Origin of the sequence: Croceicoccus mobilis, from assembly GCF_001661965.1 — a bacterium.
Lineage (GTDB): Bacteria > Pseudomonadota > Alphaproteobacteria > Sphingomonadales > Sphingomonadaceae > Croceicoccus > Croceicoccus mobilis.
On sequence record NZ_LYWZ01000020.1, the window covers coordinates 181573 to 199396 of the forward strand.

At 64.5% G+C, this 17824-nt stretch carries 17 protein-coding genes; 9 read left to right on the forward strand and 8 right to left on the reverse strand.

Translation table 11 applies throughout. The features are described from left to right. Positions 1 to 2: 2 nt before the first annotated feature. Positions 3 to 815, reverse strand: coding sequence for a metal-dependent hydrolase (locus A9D13_RS06060; protein ID WP_066771464.1), 813 nt, complete (start codon positions 813 to 815; stop codon positions 3 to 5). A gap of 91 nt (positions 816 to 906) precedes the next feature. Here A9D13_RS06060 and A9D13_RS06065 point away from each other — a divergent pair, with 91 nt between their 5' ends. Further along, positions 907 to 1491 (forward strand): TetR/AcrR family transcriptional regulator, encoded by a 585-nt coding sequence (locus tag A9D13_RS06065; RefSeq protein WP_066771468.1) that lies wholly within the window; start codon positions 907 to 909, stop codon positions 1489 to 1491. A 4-nt stretch (positions 1492 to 1495) separates the two neighbouring features. Here A9D13_RS06065 and ygfZ read toward each other — a convergent pair whose 3' ends face one another. Beyond that, positions 1496 to 2269 carry a CAF17-like 4Fe-4S cluster assembly/insertion protein YgfZ gene (gene ygfZ / locus A9D13_RS06070; RefSeq protein ID WP_066771471.1) on the reverse strand — a complete coding sequence of 258 codons (774 nt, stop codon included), beginning with the start codon at positions 2267 to 2269 and terminating at the stop codon, positions 1496 to 1498. Positions 2270 to 2453: 184 nt separating this feature from the next. Then, positions 2454 to 3365 carry an EamA family transporter RarD gene (gene rarD, locus A9D13_RS06075; protein ID WP_066771474.1) on the reverse strand — a complete coding sequence of 304 codons (912 nt, stop codon included), beginning with the start codon at positions 3363 to 3365 and terminating at the stop codon, positions 2454 to 2456. A gap of 215 nt (positions 3366 to 3580) precedes the next feature. Here rarD and A9D13_RS06080 point away from each other — a divergent pair, with 215 nt between their 5' ends. After that, the gene (locus A9D13_RS06080; RefSeq protein ID WP_082922159.1) at positions 3581 to 4033 is read left to right on the forward strand and encodes a glycine zipper 2TM domain-containing protein; all 453 of its coding nucleotides are present in this window, start codon (positions 3581 to 3583) and stop codon (positions 4031 to 4033) included. Between the two features lie 73 nt (positions 4034 to 4106). On the opposite strand, the gene astD is transcribed toward A9D13_RS06080, so the two are convergent. Next, a complete protein-coding gene (gene astD, locus A9D13_RS06085) occupies positions 4107 to 5513 on the reverse strand; it encodes a succinylglutamate-semialdehyde dehydrogenase (RefSeq protein WP_066771481.1) in 1407 nt (468 codons plus the stop codon). Between the two features lie 123 nt (positions 5514 to 5636). Between astD and A9D13_RS06090 the strand changes: the two genes are divergently transcribed. After that, positions 5637 to 6173 carry a hypothetical protein gene (locus A9D13_RS06090; RefSeq protein ID WP_066771484.1) on the forward strand — a complete coding sequence of 179 codons (537 nt, stop codon included), beginning with the start codon at positions 5637 to 5639 and terminating at the stop codon, positions 6171 to 6173. Here A9D13_RS06090 and A9D13_RS06095 read toward each other — a convergent pair whose 3' ends face one another. Then, positions 6174 to 7598 carry a protein adenylyltransferase SelO family protein gene (locus A9D13_RS06095; protein ID WP_066771493.1) on the reverse strand — a complete coding sequence of 475 codons (1425 nt, stop codon included), beginning with the start codon at positions 7596 to 7598 and terminating at the stop codon, positions 6174 to 6176. It lies immediately after the preceding gene. 107 nt (positions 7599 to 7705) lie between these two features. On the opposite strand from A9D13_RS06095, the gene A9D13_RS06100 reads away from it, so the two are divergent. The 4 genes from A9D13_RS06100 to A9D13_RS06115 all read left to right on the forward strand — a co-directional run bounded on the left by A9D13_RS06100 (position 7706) and on the right by A9D13_RS06115 (position 12050). Further along, positions 7706 to 8629 carry an alpha/beta fold hydrolase gene (locus A9D13_RS06100; RefSeq protein WP_229665391.1) on the forward strand — a complete coding sequence of 308 codons (924 nt, stop codon included), beginning with the start codon at positions 7706 to 7708 and terminating at the stop codon, positions 8627 to 8629. 4 nt (positions 8630 to 8633) lie between these two features. Beyond that, positions 8634 to 9749 (forward strand): glycosyltransferase family protein, encoded by a 1116-nt coding sequence (locus A9D13_RS06105; protein ID WP_066771502.1) that lies wholly within the window; start codon positions 8634 to 8636, stop codon positions 9747 to 9749. Positions 9750 to 9889: 140 nt separating this feature from the next. Continuing rightward, the gene (locus A9D13_RS06110; RefSeq protein WP_066771505.1) at positions 9890 to 10663 is read left to right on the forward strand and encodes a tetratricopeptide repeat protein; all 774 of its coding nucleotides are present in this window, start codon (positions 9890 to 9892) and stop codon (positions 10661 to 10663) included. 22 nt (positions 10664 to 10685) lie between these two features. After that, positions 10686 to 12050 (forward strand): outer membrane protein assembly factor BamB family protein, encoded by a 1365-nt coding sequence (locus A9D13_RS06115; RefSeq protein ID WP_066771508.1) that lies wholly within the window; start codon positions 10686 to 10688, stop codon positions 12048 to 12050. 59 nt (positions 12051 to 12109) lie between these two features. Here A9D13_RS06115 and A9D13_RS06120 read toward each other — a convergent pair whose 3' ends face one another. From A9D13_RS06120 to A9D13_RS06130, 3 genes are read right to left on the reverse strand one after another with little or no spacing between them, the layout of a single operon-like run. Further along, positions 12110 to 13480: a glutamate--cysteine ligase gene (locus tag A9D13_RS06120; protein ID WP_066771510.1), complete on the reverse strand. Its 1371-nt coding sequence runs from the start codon at positions 13478 to 13480 to the stop codon at positions 12110 to 12112. Between the two features lie 58 nt (positions 13481 to 13538). Then, positions 13539 to 14300, reverse strand: coding sequence for a 16S rRNA (uracil(1498)-N(3))-methyltransferase (locus A9D13_RS06125; RefSeq protein ID WP_066771515.1), 762 nt, complete (start codon positions 14298 to 14300; stop codon positions 13539 to 13541). After that, complete coding sequence (locus A9D13_RS06130) at positions 14297 to 15082, reverse strand: class I SAM-dependent methyltransferase (protein WP_066771518.1); 786 nt, start codon at positions 15080 to 15082, stop codon at positions 14297 to 14299. The genes A9D13_RS06125 and A9D13_RS06130 overlap by 4 nt, the downstream gene beginning before the upstream one ends. A gap of 48 nt (positions 15083 to 15130) precedes the next feature. On the opposite strand from A9D13_RS06130, the gene ubiA reads away from it, so the two are divergent. Together ubiA and ftsZ are read left to right on the forward strand one after the other, a co-directional pair. Then, positions 15131 to 16042, forward strand: coding sequence for a 4-hydroxybenzoate octaprenyltransferase (ubiA, locus tag A9D13_RS06135; protein ID WP_066771520.1), 912 nt, complete (start codon positions 15131 to 15133; stop codon positions 16040 to 16042). A 255-nt stretch (positions 16043 to 16297) separates the two neighbouring features. Continuing rightward, positions 16298 to 17809 (forward strand): cell division protein FtsZ, encoded by a 1512-nt coding sequence (ftsZ, locus tag A9D13_RS06140; protein WP_066771522.1) that lies wholly within the window; start codon positions 16298 to 16300, stop codon positions 17807 to 17809. The last annotated feature ends 15 nt before the right edge of the window (positions 17810 to 17824 follow it).

The following is a 17824-nucleotide window of genomic DNA, read 5'->3' on the forward strand; positions in this document are numbered from 1 at the left end:
GATCAGGCCGCGGCGTCGGCCTCGCCATTTTCGATCAGATAGCGATCGTCCAGCTTCCACGGATGAAATCCGGGTCGGAAATAGCCGATCCAATGCGGCAGGATCCGCCGCGCGATTCCCGGACGCACCAGCAATTCGCGCAGCAGTCCCGCATGGGCGCGCCAACCCGTGATCCCGTCCTGCGCCAGCAGCAGCAGCGCCCCGCGATAGCGGAAATGGACGAAGCGCTGGGTCGCGACCAGCATCATGATCGCGCGCAATTTCCAGCGCTTCCACGCGCCGAAATCGCGTGTGGCGTGAAGGAAGGTGTCATAGGCGACCGCCTTGTGCTCGATCTCCTCCACCGCATGCCAGCGCCATAGGGCCGCCTGTTCGGGATCGGCGCCTTTCAGGAAGGCCGGGTCCTTCAAAAGCTGGTGGGCGAACATGGCGGTAAAATGTTCAAGCGCGATGGTCGCCGCCAGATTGACGATGGGCGGACGCCCGCGCGTCACCGCCAGCGCATCCTCGACATCCTTGTCGAGCGGCGCGACATCGTAGCCAGCATCCCCGACCATGCGGTTGAACGCCACGTGCTCACGCGAATGGTTGACCTCCTGCGCGATAAAGGCGCGGATATCTCCGGAAAGTCCATCGGGCGCGCCCTCGCGAAAACTTCGTACCGAATCAATGAAGAACGCCTCGCCGCGGGGGAAGCTGATCGAAAGCGAGTTGAAAATCGCCGTGGCCCAGGGGTTGCCATCCATCCACCACCGCGCCATGGGGCGATCACGCCCGAACCGACGATCGCGCACGATAATTGCGTCTTGGCTCATATTATGAGCGGTAGTGGCGTGTTCGTTTGGCGACATGCGAAAACTTGTGTATCCGCTTTTGAATAATGGGAATTTAGGTTAGCTTACAGCGGTGTCAACAAGGAAGCGCCTCTCTCAATCCGACAGCCAGCGCGTTGCGCTGGAGGCTGCGCGTGCAATCCTGATCGAATCGGGGCCGCAGGCCGTGACCTTGAAGGCCGTGGCGGCGCGCATCGGGCGGACCCATTCCAATCTCTTGCACCATTTCGGCAGCGCGGCGGGTTTGCAACGCGCATTGGCCGGCCATCTGGGGCAGGCGGTGTGCGAAGTGATCGCCAGCGCGGTGGCGGCGCGTCGCGCGGGGCAGGGCAGCGCCCGTGAGGTCGTGGACCTGATATTCGATGCGTTCGATCGCGAAGGTGCAGGCGCGCTTGCCAGCTGGATGACATCGACCGGTCACCGCGACGCGCTCGACCCAATCTTCGATGCGATACACGCGCTGGTCGAGGAGATCACGACCGGTGGGGAAGACTGGCGCACGGTGCGTGAGGTGACGATGACATTGGTCTTGCAGGCGCTGGGCGATGCGATGATCGGCCCATCGCTGGCGCAATCGCTCGACCTGCCGCGTGAAGCTTCGCGCGAACTGGCGACGAAGCAGCTGATCGCGGCATTGCCGCGCGGCGAATCGCCGTAACGCCTTAACTCGCTGGATTGGGTTCCAGCGCGAGCCAGCCTGGCCACAAGGCGTGATCGGTATCGGCGATCCGCGCATGATCGACGGCAAGGCCAAGCTCTTCATCCGCCATGCGGCGGCGTTTCTCGTCCGATTTCTCGATCGGCAGGACCAGCAGGCGGCGATTGATCTTTTGCCGCCAGTTCATGCGGGCGGTGTTTTCCTGCCCGATATAGCAGCCCTTGCCGAAGCTGACGCCATGGAGCTCGGCGGCATTGCATTCGAGCCAGAGCGTCTGGTCGAAGCCTAGCTCCTCGCGCCCCTCCGTTACGCCAAGGGCGAGACGATGGGCGCGGTAGGCGTCGTCGGCGCATTTCTCGACCGGATCGCCCGCGGTGGGGCGCAGCCAGCGTTGCCCGACGGCTGACAGGCGCGGGTCGGCCGCGCCGCCATCGCCGCGATGCGCATTCCAATGCACCTCGACCGAAGGGTCGGTCGCAATGGTGATGGGCCGTCGCAGGCGATACATCGAAAGCTTCTTTACCAACTCGTCGGCATGCGCGGCCTCTACATCCAGCAACAGGTCGTCGCCGCCCGGCCAGACGAAGAAGTCGAACAGCACCTTGCCCTGCGGTGAGAGCAGCGCAGTCCAGATCGGCAGGTTCGCGGTCACGTCATTGGTCACGAGACCTTGGAGAAAGGATACTACCTCGTCCGGCTGCTCGCTCGATACCCGGATGATCGCGCGTTCGCACAGTCGGGTCGCGTCATGGCAGCCGGGGTTCGCCGTGTCAGTCATCGTGTCGCTTTCGCTCCGCAAATCGAGCCGGGCGTGGGCCGCATGGCCGGTCCGGCGTGTCAGTCCGGCCTTGCCTGATCGACAGGGCCGTAAAGGCTCATACGCATCAGCACCGCCAAAGGTCCTGATTGCCTTTCAACCGATGTGGGGACGGCAGGCGGCATGATAAGCCCCATATGCCTTTTCAGGCCGGGACCGGCCGTTTTTTCACGCGATTGCGGTGGAGGAGATCGGCACAGAATATCGCGATCGCCACCCAGATGAAGATAAAACTGACCAGCCGCAGCATGTCGAGCGGTTCATCCAGCACCGTCAGCCCCAGTATGAAGACGATGGTTGGCGCAAGGAACTGCACGAAACCCAACCTCGAATAGCTCATCCGCCTGGCGGCGGTGGCGAAAAGCAGTAGCGGGATCGCCGTCCAGATACCCGCCCCGAACAGCAGCGCCTGGATGTGCCAGTCCCCGCTGAGGCCCGATTCGCCCGTGGTGGTGAGGCCGATGGTGATGGCCGCGGGCACGGCCAGAACCAGCGCCTCGATGGTGAGGCCGGGAAGGGCACCGACAGGAACGCGCTTACGCACGAGGCCGTAAAAAGCGAAACTGAAGGCGAGGATCAGGCTGATATACAGCGTGTCGCCAGCCTCGAACGCAAGGATGGCGATGCCGATCGCCGCCACGCCGACGGCGAGCCATTGAAAGCGGCTAAGCCGTTCGTGCAGAAAAACGGTGCCCAAGAGCACATTGACCAGCGGGTTTATATAATAGCCAAGGCTGGCGGCGTAGAATGCGCCCCGCTGTACCGCGATGATATAGGTGACCCAGTTCACCGTGATCAACACGCCCGAGATGACGAGCCAGCCCAGAGTACGACGGTGAAGCAGCGCCGCCTTCACATCCGGCCATTGCCCGCGCAGCACGATGATCAGCGCGCAGATCGGAATGGTCCACAATATGCGCCAGCCGACCAGAGCAAAGGGCGGGACCGCGTTCAGCAACACGAGATACAGCGGGATGAACCCCCACAGCGTATAGGCCCCGATGGCAAAGGGAAGTCCGCCGCCCTGTTGCGGCTGGGGGGAGTTTGTCGCGCTCATAAAATCGCCGGTAGGCTTTTCATTCGGCGATGCAAGTGCGGAAAATTGGCGGTCTTCGCCATGAGCCGTTCGCGATCTGCGATAGTCAGAAAAACCTGTCCGAAAATAAACAACTCATTCCTCAGGCGTTCAGGTTCGCATCTCTAAACATGAATTCAAGCCGGCGGGGTGAGAGAGGCTCCCCGTCGGACCCTAATTCGGAAGGAGTTTATATTATGGTCCAGTTCCCCAAGTTCCGCACGCTGGCTCTTGCTGCCACGATCCCCGCGATGGCGATGACCGCGCCGATGGCACAGGCTGCAGAAATGCCGACCGTTGCCGCCCATCAGGCGAGCATCATCACGCAGGCCGATGCCGAAGCGAACCTTGACCGCCGCCGCGATCGCGACCGTTATTCGCGCTATGGCTATGGCCGTGACAATTATCGCGATTATCGCGACAGCCGTTACGAGCGCGTGAACCGCAATACCCGCGTGTGGCGCGGCGATAACGGCCGCTATTACTGCCAGAAGGAAAACGGCACGACCGGCCTTCTGATCGGTGGCGCCGTGGGCGGTCTGGCCGGTCATGAGATCGCCAAGGACAAGACGCTGGGTGCGATCCTTGGTGCGGCGGGCGGCGCCCTGCTGGGCCGCGCGATCGACAAGAGCGACGCAGCCTGCCGTTAAGCAGCTGATCTCCAGTTGAGAGAGGGCCCCGCCACGGAGAAATCCGGGGCGGGGCTTTTTCGTGTCTGATGGCTTATTGCTGGATGCCCACGCCGATCATGGCGCGCGGCTGGTCCATCTCTGCCGACGCAACAGGGTAGGAGCAGTAATCCGCCGCGTAATAGGCGCCAGGGCGGTGATTGCCCGAAAGCCCCACGCCGCCAAAGGGCGCGTTCGACGATGCGCCATTGGTCGGCCGGTTCCAGTTGACGATGCCGGCGCGAATCTCGCGCCAGAACCGGCCATAAAGTTCGGGCGTGCCGCCCACCAGCGAGGCCGAGAGGCCATAGGCGGTATTGTTCGCCTCGGTCAGCGCGGCCTTGAAGTTGGAAACGCGAATTACCTGCAGCAGCGGGCCGAACAGTTCTTCGTCGCGGCGTTCCATGTCGGTGGTGTCGACGATGCCGGGGCTAAGGAAGGGCAGGCCTTCCTTCATTCGCTCCAGCGGGCGGATCACCTTGCCGCCGCGGTTCACGATGCCTTCGTATCCGCGCAGCATGGTTTCCGCCGCTTGATTGTCAATGACAGGGCCCATGAAGGGGGCGGGCTGGTCGAACGGGCCGCCCACGATCATCTTGTCGACCAGCTTCGTCAGCGCGGCCATCACGTCGTCATACATGGTGTCGCGCACGATCAGCCGGCGCGCCGCGGTGCAGCGTTGACCCGCGGTGGTATAGGCCGACTGCACGATGGTCGCCGCCGTGTCCTGGATCAGCGGCGTGTCCCACACGATCAGCGGGTTGTTGCCGCCCATCTCGAGCGCGGTGATGACGCCGGGGCGTTCGACCAGCTGTTTCCTGATGGCGATGCCGGTGTTCGACGATCCGGTGAACAGCACGCCGTCGATGCGCGGATCGGTCGTCAGCGCGCGGCCTTCGTCGGGGCCGCCCAGCAGCAGCTGAATGACATTCTTAGGGAAACCCGCCGCCTCGAAATAGGAGACGAGGCGTTCGCCCACCGCCGGGGTCTTTTCCGACGGCTTGAACACGACCGTATTGCCCGCCAGCAGGGCAGGGACGATGTGGCCGTTGGGCAGATGCGCCGGGAAATTATAGGGGCCCAATACCGCCATCACGCCATGCGGCTTATGGCGCAGTCCGTTCCTTGCGCCCATCGCGCCTTCGGTCACGCGATTGCCCGCGCGCTCGGCATGGGCGGCAAGCGAGATGTCGACCTTGCCGATCACCGCCTGCACTTCGGTTTCGGCTTCCCAATGCGGCTTGCCGGTTTCGCGCGCGATCAGTTTCGCAAGCCCGCCCGCATCGGCACGGACCTGATTGGCGAAACGCTTGAGGAGTTCGGCCCGGCGCGCCAGCGGCTCTGCCGACCATGAAGAGAACGCGGTGCGCGAGGCGTCGAGGATTTCGTGCCGGTCGCCGGGTGTGCCGCGCCAGAAGATCTCTCCGGTCGCGGGCTCTGCTGAAGTCAGTTCGGTAGTCAAGTTGGCTCCGTCTTGGGCGTGCCTGGTAGGAATATGTGCGCAGGACTAGCCGATCCCGCACGCGCTTACCAGTGGGGCGGAAGGGTGATTGCCTTCGCCGTTTCGCTCGCTAGAACGGGCGCGATGTCGCAGACCAGTTTGATCGCCCGCATGGCGCTTGCCGCCACCCCTGTTCTTGCCCTTGCCGCAACGCCTGCCAGCGCCCAGCAGGCCCAGCCGGCGGCAGGCACGAATGTCCCACCTGTCGCTGCAGCTCCCGTGCCGGGCGAAATGGAACTGGCGCAGCTGATCTGGTCGACGATGGTGGCGATCGAGCATGCCAATGCCAGCGGTAATTACACCGTGCTGCGCGATACCGCGGCGACCGGATTCCAGATCAACAATGACCCTGCCAAGCTGGCTCAGATCTTTGCGGGCCTGCGGTCCACCCGGATCGACCTATCGACGACGCTGGTCACTGCGCCGCGCTATACCGCGCCCCCGCGCCAGCTGCGCCCCGACGTGTTTCAGGTGCAGGGTTATTTCCCGCTGCGCCCGCGCACGGTGGTCTTCGATCTTGCCTTCCAATGGCAGAACGGACGCTGGCGCCTGTTCGGCGTCAGCGTTGAACCGCGCGTGATGCTGGACCAGGCAGAGGGCGCGAAACCCGCTGCCAAATGATCAATGGCCCGCAGGTGCCGGGGCGGGGCCATGCGCCGCGCCCATGGCGCGCAGGGCGGTGACCTTGTCGGTCAGCATCTGCCAGTCGTCGCGTTGATCGATGGCGGACCAGATTGCCTCGACCTCTTCGATCACCATGGATTGCGCGGCGCCGCCTGACCAATAGGGGTCTGTGTCGGCAACGCGCTCGGCCTCGTCGTAAAGCTTGCGGAACGCTGCGAAGGCTTCGCTGTCCGGCAAGGTGCCGCTGCGCGCGCCAAAGAAGAACGCGTCGGGCTGCACCCCGCTTTCGCGCATGGCGCGTTCGGCGGCTTCGATGATATTGCCGGTTTCGCCGGGATGCGCCCCGGCCCAATCGGGCGCGATGCCCAGCCGCCAGCCGAAACGCCGCCGGATCGCTTCGATATAAAGCTCGGGAAAACGTTCGAGCGCTGCGATCAGCGGCGGTGCTTCCACCAGCTGGCGCAAGGCGATGGCAAGCTGCGCGCAGTTCCAGTGGATCGCCTCGGCCTGCCTGCCAAAGGCATAGAGCCCTGAATGATCGAAATAGGCCGCAGTAAACGCCGGGTCCCAGCGCGGCAGCCAGCGCCATGGGCCATAATCGAAGCTTTCGCCTGAAATATTCATGTTATCGGTGTTGAGCACGCCATGCACGAAGCCCGCCGCCGCATAGCTTGCCGCCATGTCGGCAAGCCTTTCAACGACGAGATGCAGCAGCCGCACCGCCGGTTCGTCGCGGCCCGGTGCATCGGCGGGTGGAGGCGGGCCGGGAAAATGCGTCAGCGCATAATCGACCAGCACCGACAGATGTTCCGTCTCCTCCAGCGCGGCGAGGCGCTGGAAGCTGCCGATGCGGATATGCCCATGACTGAGCCGAACCAGAACGGCGGAGCGGGTGGGCGAGGGTTCATCGCTGCGCTGCAGCGCCTCGCCCGTCTCGATCACGGAGAAGGTCTTGCTGGTGTTCGCGCCCAATGCCTCCAGCATTTCCGTGGCGAGGATCTCGCGCACCGCGCCCTTCAACGTCAGGCGTCCGTCGCCGAACCGGCTGTATGGGGTCTGGCCCGAACCTTTCGTGCCGAGGTCCATCAACCTGCCTGCCCCATCGCGCATCTGCGCGAACAGGAAGCCGCGACCGTCGCCGATGTCGGGATTGTAATTGCGGAACTGGTGCCCGTGATAGCGCAGCGCCAAAGGCTGCGGCAGATTATCCTCCAGCGCCTCGAACCGGCCGAAATGCCGGACCCATGCCTCGTCGCTCAGCGTGTTCAGCCCGACGGTCGCGGCCTGGCGATCATTGCGAAAGCGCAGGATCGCCTTCGGGAAATCGGCAGGCGGCACCGGGTCGGCCAGCCATGTTGCGATTTCCTCGATTGCGGGATCGGGTTGGTAGGGCGCTGCGGAATATTGCGGTTCGCCGGTCATCTGGCGATAGTGGGCAGTGGCGCACCATCTTACAAGGGCGGCCATCCTTGGGTGGCATCCTGGGCCTGCATGGCCTAGGGCACCCGATAAACGCTGATGCAAAGGGCATGATGACTACGCAAGAGCAAGCTGGCGCGCAGCCGGGCGACCCGTGGGTTGATGGCTGGTGGGAAAGCGCCGATGGCCTGAAGCTGCATTTCCGCGACTATCGCGCCGGGCCCGATGCCGCCCCGGATGCACTGCCCGCGATCTGCATTCCCGGGTTAACGCGAAACGCCCGCGATTTCGAAAAACTGGCCGAGGCGATGCAGCCCATGCGCCGCGTTATCTGCATCGAGCTGAGAGGCCGCGGCGAAAGCGAATATGCGCGTGAAGCCGCCAGCTACAACCCGCTGCAATATGTCGAGGATCTCGACCGCTTTTTCGATGAGACCGGCATCCCGCGCGCCGTCTTCATCGGCACGTCGCTGGGCGGGATCGTCACCATGCTCTCGGCGCTTTCGCATCCCGAGCGCATTGCGGGCGCATTGCTGAATGACGTGGGGCCGGTGCTCGATAAAAAGGGCCTGTCGCGCATTACCGAATATGTCGGGCAGGGTCGCAATTTCCCCACGTGGATGCATGCCGCCCGCGCGCTTCAGGAAGTGCATGGCGATGTTTACCCCGACTGGGGCATTCAAGAATGGATCGGTTTTGCCAAACAGCTGATGGAACTGGGCGGCAATGGCCGTATCGCGTTCGATTACGACATGCACATCGCCGATGCCTTCGTCCCTGCCAGCGGCGGCGGCGAAGTCGGCGTGCCGGGCGGCGATGCCATGTGGCCGGCTTTCGATGCGCTTTCGGGTAAGCCCGTGCTGGTCGTGCATGGTGAGACTTCGGACCTTTTGACCGGAACGGTCGCGCGCGAAATGGTGGGGCGCATTCCCGGTGTCGAGTTGGTGACGGTGCCGCGCACCGGCCATACGCCCACATTGAACGAGCCGGCGGTGCGCGAGGCGATCGACCGCCTGATCGAGCGGAGCCGCTGAGCCCATGGCCAAGAAGGTTGCCGTCTTCCGCAAGACGCGAATCCTGCATCTGGGCTTTGATCCGGTGGCAAAGCCGTGGAGCGGCGCGCTGGTGCGCATGATGTCGGGTCACCACAAGTTTGGCCATGTCGAACATCACGCCCCCGATCCGGGTGATGAGATCGCCGCGCGCTACCAATTCTATCGCCCTGAATTCCCCGATCTGGATGGCAGCACGGGGCCGGGCAAGCTGAACCGCATGGCCCGCGCCATGCGCAAATACGAGCTGGTGATCGTGCACGGAGAGGCAGGTTTCCCCGCGACCATGGCGCATTCCCTGTTCGGAGAAGCGCTGAAGCTTCCGCCGCTGGTGCATTACCATGACAGCCTGTCGGGCTTTGCTGGCGGGCCGATGAAGCGGTTTCGCCACAAGCTGGGTTTTGCCCGCACTTCCGCCGTGATCGCGCCTGCGCCCGCAGCCGCGAATGAAATGGCGAGCCGCTGGGCACTGGGCGGCGGGCGACTGCGCATCGCGGTGCCGCCGTTCCCGGCAAAGCCGCCCGCGCAAAAGCCCGATGCGATCCCCCAGATGATGAAGCGCAAGGGAGAAAGCTGGATCGGCGTGCGCGCCGCGCTCCTCTTGCGCGATCCGCAGCCCCTGTTGCGCGCGATGCTCAGGGTCGATGAACATTGGCGGCTGGTCGTATTCGGCACGAAGGAGGAATGCCTTGCCGTGTCCTCTGCCGCCGATGTTGAACAGGTGGCGGACCGGGTCATGACCAGCACGCGCCTTTCAGGCCCGGAAGACCGCGCCGGATTGTTCGACATCATCGCGATTGCCGGCCCAGCGCCGGGCGCGCTGATCCCGCCTGCATTATTCCATGCCGCCGCCGCAGGCGTCCCGCTGCTGGTTGAGGGCCGCGAGCTGAACCCGCTTTTGCCTGCAAAGGCATCGGATCTGGCCGTGGCAAGCGGTGGTCGCAAGGATCTGGCCGATGCGATGGTCGACCTTGCCACCAGCGAAGTGAAGCGCAAGGGCGTGGCCAGGGCGATGGAGGAATTTGCCGCCACCCATGCAAAGGGGGCAGAACACCTTGCCCTGTTCAGCGAATTGACCGGCGATGAAAGGATCGTTTGCTGATCAATATGTGGACGATTTAAGCCCGCGTTCAGGCGCAGGGGGCTTTGCCGTTGAAAAGCCTCCGTCCGGTCCTTAAGACCCCCGCATTTGCGGCAGGCCGCGTTCCTGCCGATCCATGGATTTTTTGAAAGGCGTTTCCCTTGGCGCTTGGCCCCAGCAATAACCAGAGCGTTGCCGTACAATCGGCCAATCGCGAACGCGCGCAGCAGGACGTGTTCCGCCGCGAGGTCGACGAGGCTGTCCGGCAGGACACCATCTCGACCTTCTTCCGTCGTTTCGGCAAGCTGCTGATCGCAGGCTTCGTGATTGTCGCGGCAGCGTTGGGCGCATGGGCGTGGTGGCACCACGAGGTGACTACCTCTGCCGAAGAGGACGCGGTCGAGCTGACCATGGCGATCGACCAGCTGCAGGCGGGCAATACCGCCGCAGCGTCCGAAAGGGCCGCGCCGCTGCTGTCCGATGCGCCTGCCGGTTACAGCGTGCCTGCCGCCTTCATCGCCGCAGCCGCCGCGCTGGAAGAAGGTGACAGCGCCAAGGCCGCCAAGCTGTTCGACGAGATCGCCGCCGACGCGGGCAATCCGCAGCCGATGCGCGACCTTGCCACGATCCGTTCGGTGAGCGCGCAATATGACACGATGGAGCCGCAGGCGGTCATCGACCGGCTGAAGCCGCTGGCGGTTCCGGGCAATGCCTTTTTCCCCAGCGCGGGCGAGATGGTCGCCATGGCTTATGTCGAGCAGGGCAAGAAGGATCTTGCCGGCCCGATGTTCGCCGAGATCGCTCGCGATGAAGACGCACCCCAGTCGCTGCGCGCGCGTGCGCGTCAGCTGGCGGGCATGATGGGTACCGACGCCGTCGACGATGCCGAGGAGGTGGCCGATCTGGTCGCATCCGGCGGCGCGGCTGGCCAGTGATTTGAGATTTTACGGAAGAGGAATGGAAATGATCCGTTCGAAGGGTTCTGATTGGCAGCGCGGCATTGCACGCCTTGCCGTGGTTGGTGTTCTGGCGGCATCGCTGGGCGCATGTGGCGCTATTGGTGGTGGCGACGGGCCGGAAACCACCCCGACCGTCGGGCAGCGCACGCCCATCCTCTCGCAGATCGAGACGACGACCGAGGTCGATCCCTCGCTGGCCAGCGTGCCGGTCGTGCTGCCAACGCCGGTCGCCAATGCCGACTGGGCGCAGGCGGGCGGCAGCGCGGCCAAGGTCTATGGCAATCTTGCGCTCTCGACCACGCCGTCGCTGGCATGGACGCGCCGGATCGCCGGGGCCGACAAGGCAGAGCGTCTGGCCGCGGCCCCGGTCGTGGGCGATGGCAAGCTGTTCGCTTATGGCACCGATGGCACGGTTTCGGCATTTGATGCCAACACCGGCGCGCCGCTATGGACGAAATCGATGGGCGTGAAGGGCGATGGCTCCAGCTCTGTTTTCGGTGGCGGCGTCAGCTATGAAAGTGGCCGGGTCTATGTGACCACGGGCGTGGGCGAAGTCGCGGCCCTCAATGCCGCGGACGGCAGCCAGATCTGGACGATCCAGCCCGCAGGCCCGCTGCGCGGCGCGCCGACGCTGGCGTTCGGCAATGTGTTCGTGATGACGCAGGACAATCAGATCTTCGCACTGGACGCAGGCGATGGCTCGATCGTGTGGAACCGCGCCGGTTCCAGCGGCCTTTCGGGCGTGTTCGGCGTGGCTGCCCCGGCAGCGGGTGCGGGCACGGTGATCGCGGGCTATTCCAGCGGCGAGCTGATCGCCTATCGCTATGAAAACGGCACCGAATTGTGGGGCGATGCGCTGGCACGCACCAACCTGTCGACCAGCGTGGGTTCGCTGACCGATGTCGATGCCGATCCGATCATTGATGGCGGGCGCGTCTATGCGCTGGGTCAGGGTGGCCGCATGGCCGCCTATGAGCTGCTTTCGGGCCGCCGCATCTGGGACCTGTCGCTGGCCGGTATCTCGACCCCTGCGGTGGCGGGCGACTGGATCTTCGTGCTGACCGACGATGCGCGCCTGCTGGCCATTGCCCGCAGCACGGGCAAGGTGCGCTGGATCAGCCAGATGCGCCGCTATCGTGACCAGAAGGACGAGAAGGGCGAGATCTTCTGGTCGGGCCCCGTGCTCGCCAGCGGCAAGCTCTATCTCGCCAGCACGCGCGGCCAGCTGATGCAGGTGGATGCGCAGGACGGGTCGCAGACCCCTGTGGCAGAGCTGAAGGATGGCGTGTCGCTTGGCCCCATCGTGGCGGGGGGTACGCTCTACGTCCTCGACAACAGCGGCACGATCAGCGCCTTTCGCTGATTGGCGCGAAGCCAATAGAAAAAGGGCGGCGGGTCTTCGCGACCCGCCGCCCTTTTTCGTTACAGGCTGTATTTGTAGATTGGGTCCGTCGATCCGCCCCATTCGCCGTGATAACGGTCCAGCAGGTCCTGCGCGGGCACCTTGCGGCGCTGCGCGATCTCCATAAGCGGGGACAGGAAGCCGGTTTCGTTATCGCCAGAGCCATTGAGCTGCCCGCGCGCGGCAAGGCCGTTGTGGGCGATCTTCAACACTTCCGGCGCGATATCGCCCAAGGTGCCGCCGCCCGGAATCGGCGCATCCAGTGCCAGCTTCGGCACGGCATTGCGCAGCGCCTCACGCTCTTCCATCGACCAGTCCTTGACGAGGTCCCATGCCGCATCCAGCGCGGTCTGATCGTAAAGCAGGCCGACCCAGAATGCGGGCAGGGCGCAGATCCGGCTCCACGGGCCGCCATCGGCGCCGCGCATTTCGAGGAAGCTTTTCAAACGCACTTCGGGGAAGGCGGTCGACATGTGGTCGGTCCAGTCCGACATGGTCGGCTTTTCGCCCGGCAGCACGGACAGCTCGCCCTTCATGAAGTCGCGGAAGCTGTGCCCGGCGGCGTTGATGTATTTCCCGTCGCGGAAGACGAAATACATCGGCACGTCGAGCATGTAGTCGGCCCAGCGTTCATAGCCGAAGCCATCCTCGAACACGAAGGGCAGCATGCCGGTGCGCGCCGGATCGGTGTCCGACCAGATATGGCTGCGATAGGAAAGGAAGCCATTGGGCTTGCCTTCGGTAAAGGGCGAATTGGCGAAAAGCGCGGTGGCGAGCGGCTGGAGCGCGAGGCCCACGCGGAACTTCTTCACCATGTCGGCTTCGGACGAATAGTCGAGGTTCACCTGGATCGTGCAGGTGCGAAGCATCATGTCGAGGCCGAGATCGCCGACCTTGGGCATATGCTCGGTCATGATCTTGTAGCGGCCCTTGGGCATGATCGGCAGGTCGCTACGCGCCTTGTCGGGCCACATGCCAAGGCCGAGGAAACCGATGCCAAGCTTCTCGCCAATCGCCTTCACCTGCGTGAGGTGGCGGCCGGTTTCCGCGCAGGTCTGGTGCAGGCTGACCAGCGGCGCGCCCGATAGTTCCAGCTGACCCGCCGGTTCGAGGCTGACGGTGCCGTCCTCGCCCGCCATGGCGATGATATTGTCGCCCTCGAACACCGGCTCCCAGCCATATTCCTTCAGCGCGAGAAGGATGTCGCGGATGCCGCCCGGCTCGTCATAGCTGGGAGCGCGATGGTCTTCGCGGCGGAAGACGAATTTCTCGTGCTCGGTCCCGATGCGCCATTCAAGGCGCGGCTTTTCGCCGCGCTGCATGGGTTCCAGCAGCTGGTCGCGGCTTTCGATGACGGGTTCGTCGGCGGTGTTTTCGGTGCGGGTGCTCATTTCGCGGGTGCGTTAATCCCATGGCGTGCGATGCGAAAGGGCAAAATGATCCGGCAAATCAGTATTTCCAATCGCCCGCGATCCCCATCCAGAGCGAAATCGCCGCGATCGCCGCCGTCTCGCCGCGCAGGATACGGGGGCCCAGAGAGACAGGCCGCGCAGCCTCGGCCCCGCGAATGGCGGCGCGCTCGGCATCGTCGAAACCGCCTTCGGGGCCGATCAGGATCGCGGCGGGCGCGGCCTCGGCGGCAAAGGCGGAGGTGGCGGGCGGCGCGTCGCGGGTTTCGTCGGCGAAGAACAGCGGCTGCCCATGCCAAATACTCGCCCATTCGCGCAGCATCGCATCCAGCGTCACCGGCTCAGCAATGTGGGGAAGGGCAGTGCGGGCGCATTGTTCCGCCGCTTCGGTCACGATGGTGCGCGCCCTGTCCATGTTCAGCGCATCGGCCACGCAGCGGCGCGTGATGACTGGCTGGATCCGCGCCACGCCCAGCTCGGTCGCCTTTTCCAGCACGAGGTCGAAACGCGGTTTTTTAAGGAGCGCCGCGCACAGGGTCAGCTGCGGCACGCTCTCACGCTCACGCAGCAGTTCGGCCATCTCTACCGTCACGCTGCGTTTGCCCGCATCGGTGACGCGGGCCGCCCATTCGCCGGTTTCATCGTCGCACAGGATCACCGCATCGCCTGCCTTCACCCGCATCACGCGGGACAAATAATGCGCCTGCGGCCCATCGATCACCCGCGTTTCGCCCGCGGAAAGGGCGGGGCTGGTGAACAGGCGCGGGGCGCTTTTGGGCGGCCATGCGGGGGTAGCGGTCATCTCGGTCTCAATTCGGCGCGGGTGGCGATGTAGCAATCGATCAGCTGGCCGATAGCATCGCGCTCCTCGAAGTCATCCTCGAACATGTCGGTCAGCATGAAACCGGCGGCAAGCTGTCCGCCGATCTGGTCCTGCAACGTATGGGCGAAGACGACCACCGGGTCTTCGGCAAGGATCGCATTGCGCTCCTCTTCGGGCAGGTCGAAATCGCTGTATGGGATCTTGTGGCGGGCCAGCGGCTGGCCCGCCTCCACGCTGGCTTCGTCGAACAGATAGCGCAGCGGATTGGTAAAGCCTGACAGCAGCACGCCGCCCGGTCGCAGCACGCGTGCGCATTCGCGCCATACCGGCAGGATCTCGGGCGCAAAGCAGTTCGAACACGGGTGGAAGATGATATCGAAACTATCATCCGCGAACACGGAAAGATCATGCATCAGCCCGCGCACGGTGCGGATGGTCAGGCCCTCGCGTGTCGCAACTTCGGTATCGCGGGCAAGCTGGCCGTCGCTGGCATCGAAGCTGGTCACATTCGCCCCGGCGGCGGCAAAGATAGGGCATTGCTGCCCGCCGCCCGATGCGAGGCCCAGCAAGTCCTTGCCCGCGATGTCGCCGAACCATTCGCGCGGCACCGGGCGCGATGGGGTCAGTACCACTTCCCACTCGCCGCGCCGGGCGGCGGCGATCGTTTCGGCGTTGACGGGAATCGACCAGCGGTCGCCGCCCTCGGCCTTGGCGTTCCAGCCCTGACGGTTGAATTCGGCGATGTCTTCGATGTCGGCCATCTGTGTACCCCTTTCCCTCGCTGTCCTGCCTCTCTAAAGCATGGCGCGATGAATGAAACCGCATCCCTTACGCCCGACAGCCAGCACAAGGGGCTGGTGGCGCTGCTTCCCGCTTCGGCACGGCCCTATGCTCTGCTGGGGCGTTTCGACCGGCCCATCGGCTGGTGGCTGCTGTTCTGGCCCTGCGTGGCGGGGCTGTGGGCCGGCGGCGCGCTGGAACGCTGGGGCATGGCGCTATTGCTGTTGGTCGGCGCCATCGCGATGCGGGCGGCGGGCTGTGTCTATAACGACATCCTCGACCGTGACCTTGATCGAAAGGTTGCGCGCACGGCGTCGCGGCCACTGGCCAGCGGTCAGGTGTCGCTGAAGAAAGCGTGGATCTGGCTGCTTTCGCTATGTCTCGTCGGGCTGGTGGTGCTGCTGCAATTGCGATGGGAAGCGCAGCTGGTGGCGCTGGGCTCGATCCTGCCGGTCGCGCTTTATCCGCTGATGAAGCGCATCACATGGTGGCCGCAGGCGTGGCTGGGGCTGGTGTTCAGCTGGGGCGCGCTGGTCGGCTGGGTCGAGGCGACGGGCGAATTCTCGCCCGTGCTGGCGGCGATGTATGGCGGCTGCATCTTCTGGGTCATCGGTTATGACACGATCTATGCGGTGCAGGACATGGAGGACGACGCGCTGGTCGGCGTGCGTTCCAGTGCGCTGGCCATGGGTAGTCATGTAAAGGCGGGTGTGGCGCTATGTTATGCGCTGGCGTTGACTGGCTGGGGGCTGGGCATCTGGTGGCTGCGGCCCGACTGGATCGCGCTTCTGACGCTGGTGCCGGTGGGGTTGCATCTTGCCTGGCAGGTCGCGACGCTCGACCGGGCCGATGGCGCGGGCGCATTGGCGCGTTTTCGCTCGAACCGGCTTGCCGGGCTGCTGATGGCGCTCGCATGGCTGGTCGTCGGCAATGCTGGCTGATGGGCCAGTCGGCTAGCGGGCGCTTCTACCCCTTTCGAATAGGATTTGCGCCCGTGATGCAGGGTGTAATGGCAATGGTGAACGGCGATGTGGAAATCTGCATAAACCCTTTGCCGTGCCGATTCGATTTGTGTCACAATCGAGCCTGACAAACTGATTTGCACGAAGCGGCGTTTTTTCGAGTCCGTTTCGGGGCGGTCGCCCGGGTAAGGGGCCCTGACGAACCCGTCCGACAGCGTTTTTGCGGAGACCTTAATGAGCATCAATATCGGTCCGCCGGCGGTCGAGGAACTGCGTCCGCGCATTACCGTGATCGGGGTGGGCGGCGCAGGCGGCAACGCCATCGCCAACATGATCCAGGCAGAGATCGAGGGTGTCGACTTCGTCGTCGCCAATACCGACGCGCAGGCGCTGAACAGCGCATTGTGCGAGGATCGCGTCCAGCTTGGCCCCGAAATCACGCAGGGCCTTGGCGCCGGTTCGCGCCCGGAAGTCGGCCGTGCCGCGGCAGAGGAAACCCTGCACGAGCTCGACCGCATGCTTGATGGCGTGCACATGTGCTTCATCGCGGCCGGCATGGGCGGCGGCACCGGCACCGGCGCAGCTCCCGTCATCGCGAAGGCTGCGCGCGAGAAGGGCGTGCTGACCGTGGGCGTGGTGACAAAGCCCTTCATGTTCGAAGGTTCGCGCCGCATGCGCAGCGCCGAATCCGGCATCGAAGAGCTGCAGAAGCACGTCGACACGCTGATCGTCATTCCGAACCAGAACCTGTTCCTGGTCGCCAAGCCCGACACCACTTTCAAGGAAGCTTTCGGGCTGGCCGATGAAGTGCTGCAGCAGGGCGTGCGCTCGATCACCGACCTGATGGTCATGCCCGGCCTCATCAATCTCGACTTTGCCGACGTGCGTTCGGTCATGGGCGAGATGGGCAAGGCGATGATGGGCACCGGCGAAGCGGACGGCGAAAACCGTGCGCTGGAAGCAGCGGAAAAGGCGATCGCCAACCCGCTGCTCGACGGTGTGTCGATGGCTGGCGCCAAGGGCGTCATCATCTCGATCATCGGCGGCGAAGACATGAAGCTGATGGAAGTGGACGAGGCGGCGAACCATATCCGCGACCTCGTCGACCCGGATGCGAACATCATCTGGGGTTCGGCTTTCAATCCCGACCTCGACGGCAAGATCCGCGTTTCGGTCGTCGCGACCGGCATCGACCAGTCGGCAGAGCAGCCCGCCGCGCAGGCGCGTCCGTTCTCGCTGGGTTCGGGCCGCGCGCCGATGCGCCCGGCGGCCGCTGCTCCGGCTGCACCGGCGGTCGCTCCGGAACCGGCGCCCGCGCCGGAGCCGAAGATGGCCGACCCGGCAGATGATGCCGATCATCTCAATGTCGGTGAAGAGCGCGGCTATGCCTCGCCCGCGCCGACGGAAGAGCCGCTCGACCTCGGTCTCGAAATGGCGGAGCCCGAAGCCGAGGAGGAAGAGCTTTTGCTTGGCGACGGTTTCGAAGAACCCGCCAAGGAAGAGCCGCGGGCCGAAACCCCGCGTGGGTCGGGCCCGGTCGATGCCTCGGCCCGCACCGAAAGCCCGCGTGGCTGGCGTCCGGCTTCGGGTCAGGCTGCGGTGAATGTCGGTGGCAGCACGCTGTTCGAACGCATGGCCAGCCTGTCGCGCAACCGCGATGAGGCTCCCGAAGATGACCGTGAGGACGACGATGCGTCGGATCTCAACATCCCGCGCTTCCTTGGCCGCAACAACAACCGCCGCTGATCACGCGCGAGCGGT

Coding starts and splice junctions, on each gene's coding strand:
- A9D13_RS06060 (WP_066771464.1), bottom strand. CDS start 815: ATGAGCCAAGACGCAATTATCGTGCGCGATCGTCGGTTCGGGCGTGAT.
- ygfZ (WP_066771471.1), bottom strand. CDS start 2,269: ATGACTGACACGGCGAACCCCGGCTGCCATGACGCGACCCGACTGTGC.
- rarD (WP_066771474.1), bottom strand. CDS start 3,365: ATGAGCGCGACAAACTCCCCCCAGCCGCAACAGGGCGGCGGACTTCCC.
- A9D13_RS06080 (WP_082922159.1), top strand. CDS start 3,581: ATGGTCCAGTTCCCCAAGTTCCGCACGCTGGCTCTTGCTGCCACGATC.
- A9D13_RS06090 (WP_066771484.1), top strand. CDS start 5,637: ATGTCGCAGACCAGTTTGATCGCCCGCATGGCGCTTGCCGCCACCCCT.
- A9D13_RS06095 (WP_066771493.1), bottom strand. CDS start 7,598: ATGACCGGCGAACCGCAATATTCCGCAGCGCCCTACCAACCCGATCCC.
- A9D13_RS06100 (WP_229665391.1), top strand. CDS start 7,706: ATGATGACTACGCAAGAGCAAGCTGGCGCGCAGCCGGGCGACCCGTGG.
- A9D13_RS06105 (WP_066771502.1), top strand. CDS start 8,634: ATGGCCAAGAAGGTTGCCGTCTTCCGCAAGACGCGAATCCTGCATCTG.
- A9D13_RS06115 (WP_066771508.1), top strand. CDS start 10,686: ATGGAAATGATCCGTTCGAAGGGTTCTGATTGGCAGCGCGGCATTGCA.
- A9D13_RS06120 (WP_066771510.1), bottom strand. CDS start 13,480: ATGAGCACCCGCACCGAAAACACCGCCGACGAACCCGTCATCGAAAGC.
- A9D13_RS06125 (WP_066771515.1), bottom strand. CDS start 14,300: ATGACCGCTACCCCCGCATGGCCGCCCAAAAGCGCCCCGCGCCTGTTC.
- A9D13_RS06130 (WP_066771518.1), bottom strand. CDS start 15,082: ATGGCCGACATCGAAGACATCGCCGAATTCAACCGTCAGGGCTGGAAC.
- ubiA (WP_066771520.1), top strand. CDS start 15,131: ATGAATGAAACCGCATCCCTTACGCCCGACAGCCAGCACAAGGGGCTG.
- ftsZ (WP_066771522.1), top strand. CDS start 16,298: ATGAGCATCAATATCGGTCCGCCGGCGGTCGAGGAACTGCGTCCGCGC.